Origin of the sequence: Methylobacterium sp. E-065 (genome assembly GCF_022829605.1) — a bacterium.
GTDB lineage: Bacteria > Pseudomonadota > Alphaproteobacteria > Rhizobiales > Beijerinckiaceae > Methylobacterium.
In genome coordinates, this window is the sequence record NZ_JAKSYD010000262.1 from 1 (window position 1) to 3,936 (window position 3,936).

A 3,936-nucleotide genomic window follows, 5' to 3' on the forward strand; every position below is an offset into this window, starting at 1 on the left:
AGATGATCGCCCACGCGATGCAGAAGGTCGGCAACGAGGGCGTGATCACGGTCGAGGAGGCCAAGACGGCCGAGACCGAGCTCGACGTCGTCGAGGGCATGCAGTTCGATCGCGGCTACCTCTCCCCGTACTTCATCACGAATGCGGAGAAGATGGTCGCCGAGCTGGAAGACCCCTACATCCTCATCCACGAGAAGAAGCTCTCGTCGCTCCAGGCGATGCTGCCGGTGCTCGAGGCCGTGGTCCAGACCGGCAAGCCGCTCCTGATCATCGCCGAGGACATCGAGGGCGAGGCTCTGGCCACCCTCGTGGTCAACAAGCTGCGCGGCGGCCTGAAGGTCGCGGCCGTCAAGGCGCCGGGCTTCGGTGATCGCCGGAAGGCGATGCTGGAAGACATCGCGATCCTGACCAAGGGCCAGATGATCGCCGAGGATCTCGGGATCAAGCTCGAGAACGTGACGCTCGATATGCTCGGCCGCGCCAAGCGCGTGCGGATCGAGAAGGAGAACACCACGATCATCGACGGCGCCGGCGAGAAGTCGGACATCGAGGGCCGGATCGCGCAGATCAAGGCGCAGGTCGAGGAGACCACCTCGGACTACGACCGTGAGAAGCTGCAGGAGCGTCTGGCCAAGCTCGCGGGCGGCGTCGCGGTGATCCGCGTCGGCGGTTCGACCGAGGTCGAGGTCAAGGAGAAGAAGGATCGCGTCGACGACGCGCTGCACGCCACCCGCGCGGCGGTCGAGGAAGGCATCGTCCCCGGTGGCGGCACGGCGCTCCTGCGGGCCAAGGCGGCCGTCCAGGGCCTGTCGAGCGACAACCCGGACGTCCAGGCCGGCATCAAGATCGTGCTGAAGGCCCTTGAGGCCCCGATCCGTCAGATCGCCTCGAACTCGGGCGTCGAGGGTTCGATCGTCGTCGGCAAGATCCTGGCCAATTCCTCTTCGACCTACGGCTTCAACGCCCAGACCGAAGAGTATGTCGACATGCTCCAGGCCGGCATCGTCGACCCGGCCAAGGTTGTCCGCGCCGCGCTTCAGGGGGCAGCTTCGGTCGCCGGCCTTCTCGTGACCACCGAGGCGATGATCTCCGAGGCTCCGCGCAAGGATGCTCCGGCCATGCCTGCCGGCGGCGGCATGGGTGGTATGGGCGGCATGGACTTCTAACCAACCATGGCTCTCGCGGCGCTGTCATACGAGCCGAAGCCGGCTTGTCGGACAGCGCCGCGGAGCAACGCTCTGCGCGGTCGTTTCCCGTGCAGGCGATGGGTTGTTCACGCAGCACCCGCTTGTGCCTTGGACTGCCCGTCGGCGCAGGCATCGATCCAGCGGCTACAAAACGGGTCGGCGCTTCCTCAATGTCGTCCCCGACGACGCCAAGATAGTGCGGTTCACCGCGCAGCACCGGCGTTTGGCCTACCATCATGAGGCGCGGGTCGGGACAGCTCGGGCACCGTCAGGCCGGCAGCGCGCAGACTGGCGAGTACGGCGCCGCTCATGGGCGTCCATCCTCCGTGACCGCTGGAGGCAGGCCCGGAGTTGGAGCGACCGCTCCGCCCAGCAAGCAGCCGATCGCCCGGTCGCCCGCGAAGCCAAGGCGCACCGTGATCTCGGAGAGACGACCCATCGCCCGTCCCTGGTAGACGCGGATTGGACGGTCGTCGGCGGCAAGGGCGCGATCGCGAAGCAGGCCGAAGGCGAGCGCGGCGGCGGCGATGCCGGTGGCAGCATCCTCCGGATAGCCTGACGCGCGCGGGAACTGCCGCGCTTCGAAAACGCGCGCCCCGCCGTCCACGACAGCGTAGGGGTACAGACCGGTCGAGCCGATCCGGCGGCAGACGGCCTCGACCGCCGCGGGGTCCGCAACGAGCGCGTGCAGCCTCTCAGGGTCGCGCATCGGCACGAGGGTCTTCACACGTGAAGTGACGGCGTTGTGCAGGGGCAGGCCCGTAAGGTCCTCGCGGCCCACGCCGAGCGCCGAAAGCACGTCGCCGGCCTGCTCAGAGGACAGCGGCATCGCCCGGCCCGCCGGTTGCGTGATCGCGACCGAGACCGTGCCGTTCTCTGCGGTGGACACGAAACCGGTGACCGAACCGCTGGCGGTCGCGATGCGGACGGGCGATGCCGGCAGCGTTCCGTGTTTGGCCAGCACCCAGAGCGCGCCGATCGTAGCGTGCGCGCACATCTCCATCTCGTGGTTGGGTACGAAGAAGCGGAAGCGGAAGTCGTGCGCATCGTCCTCTGCGGGCAGGATGAAGCCGCTCTCGTGCCCGTGCCGGCGGGCGATATCCTGCATCGCCGCAGGGGCGAGCCCCACCGCGTCCGCGACGACGGGGCATGGATTGCCGCCTGCGTTCCCGCAGGTAAAGACGTTGACGACCTCGACGTCTGCCATGACCAACAATCCACTGCCGCGGTTGCCCGGCCGAACGCGGTGCCGGTTCAGCACATGCGGTTGGTTATGGCGGAGCCGCCCAGCGCCTGCGCGACCGTCCGGGCCTTATCGCGCGACCGTCCGGGCCATCGCAACGGATCGTGCGCGGACCTCGCGCGGTGCCAGCCCGCCCCGGCGTCGGAGCGCCCGCGCCAGAGCCGATCCGCTGTCGAACCCGACCCGGAACGCGACCTCGCCGATCGGCAGATCGGTGGTCTGCAACAGCCGCCGCGCCTCCGAGAGACGCACACTCTGCTGAAACGCGCCGATGGACAGCCCGGTTCGCTCTCGGAACAGGCGTGTGATGTGTCGGCGGGAGACGCTGAAGCGTTCCGAGAGCAGATCGATCGAAACAGTCTGGTCAGCGCGCTGCGCGACGAACGCCTTGATCGCGTCGATCAACGTGTGCGCCTCGCGTGAGCTGGGACCGAGCGGTTGACCCCTCTCGATCGCAGTCAGGCAGCGGATGATCAGCGCGGCCGAGAGATGGGCGCGGACGGCTGTCTGACCGATCGTGTCGCCGGTCTCCTCGCAACAGAGTGCTTGGAGCGCGCGGATATCCGGATTGACCGAAAACATCGCGCTGCTTCGGATCAGGGCTCGGACGCGGCTGAGCGAGCCGAGTTGCCTTTCGATGCGCTGGAACGCCTCGTCCCGAAGATACACGGCGAGATGGGTCTGGTCGGCTCGGACCGCTGACGTGGCGTGCGGTTGCGAGGCCGGGATGACGGCGAAGCGATCCCGGGACACCCACATGCCGTCCCGCTGCGCCTCATGCTTGAGGTTCAACACACCGAGGCAGGGCAGCAGCAGCATCAGGCCGTCGTGCCAGTGCCAGGGCTTAGCGTAATCGACGCCCCCGCCGAGCAGGGTGATGTGTTCGTTACAGCCAGCGATGACCGTCGAAGGCGCTGCCGTCCGCCAAAGCAAGTCGAGCGACCTGAGCATGACAGGACGTTACTGCAACCGAAGCGATCTGGCCAGAAATCGCAAAGCCGGCCCTGACCCGACAATGCTCCATCTTAGAACCTGGGCCGCCGAATGGGAGCAGTTCACTCAAACCACGATCCACAGAACCGTCCCGCTGTTCGAGGCCTGCTCAGTCGGCGATCGGGTGGTTCGGTCCTGCATCGACGACCCGGACATTCCAGCGTTCAGTGCACAAGAACGCGAGACGCCATCGGACGAGAATGGCTCGGCCGGTGGCGCCCGAAACCTTCCTCGCGGAGATCGCGGAGCCAAACGTCGCCGCGACGCTGACTGAAAAGCCGAATTGCATCGGCCGACCGGGGAAGGCAGGGGACGCTGGAAACGCGTTGCGGCAAACCGGTTCGGATCTTTTCGGCCCTGTTGCCTCTTCCTCAACGATCGCAGCAGTCGAGCGCCCTCACGCTCCTGCCGGCGAGCGCGCCGGTTGCCGTGTCCTCCCCGTTCACGTGCAGCCGGCGCGTCCTACACAGCGACGATGCGCCCTTCGGATCAGCGCAGATCCTCAAAAGAACA

The 3,936-nt window shown here is 67.1% G+C and carries 3 protein-coding genes; 1 reads left to right on the top strand and 2 read right to left on the bottom strand.

Annotation, left to right across the window (positions count from 1 at the left end; genetic code table 11):
• On the top strand, window positions 1–1,166 hold a 1,166-nt coding region (gene groL / locus MKK84_RS30660), incomplete at its 5' end, for a chaperonin GroEL (RefSeq protein ID WP_243926056.1).
• 328 nt (window positions 1,167–1,494) lie between these two features.
• Here groL and MKK84_RS30665 read toward each other — a convergent pair.
• Together MKK84_RS30665 and MKK84_RS30670 are read right to left on the bottom strand one after the other, a co-directional pair.
• Window positions 1,495–2,394: a PhzF family phenazine biosynthesis protein gene (locus MKK84_RS30665; protein WP_243926059.1), complete on the bottom strand. Its 900-nt coding sequence runs from the start codon at window positions 2,392–2,394 to the stop codon at window positions 1,495–1,497.
• A gap of 105 nt (window positions 2,395–2,499) precedes the next feature.
• On the bottom strand, window positions 2,500–3,381 hold the full coding sequence (locus MKK84_RS30670; RefSeq protein WP_243926060.1) for a helix-turn-helix domain-containing protein: 882 nt from the start codon (window positions 3,379–3,381) through the stop codon (window positions 2,500–2,502).
• Window positions 3,382–3,936 lie beyond the last annotated feature (555 nt).

Coding starts and splice junctions, on each gene's coding strand:
- MKK84_RS30665 (WP_243926059.1), bottom strand. CDS start 2,394: ATGGCAGACGTCGAGGTCGTCAACGTCTTTACCTGCGGGAACGCAGGC.
- MKK84_RS30670 (WP_243926060.1), bottom strand. CDS start 3,381: ATGCTCAGGTCGCTCGACTTGCTTTGGCGGACGGCAGCGCCTTCGACG.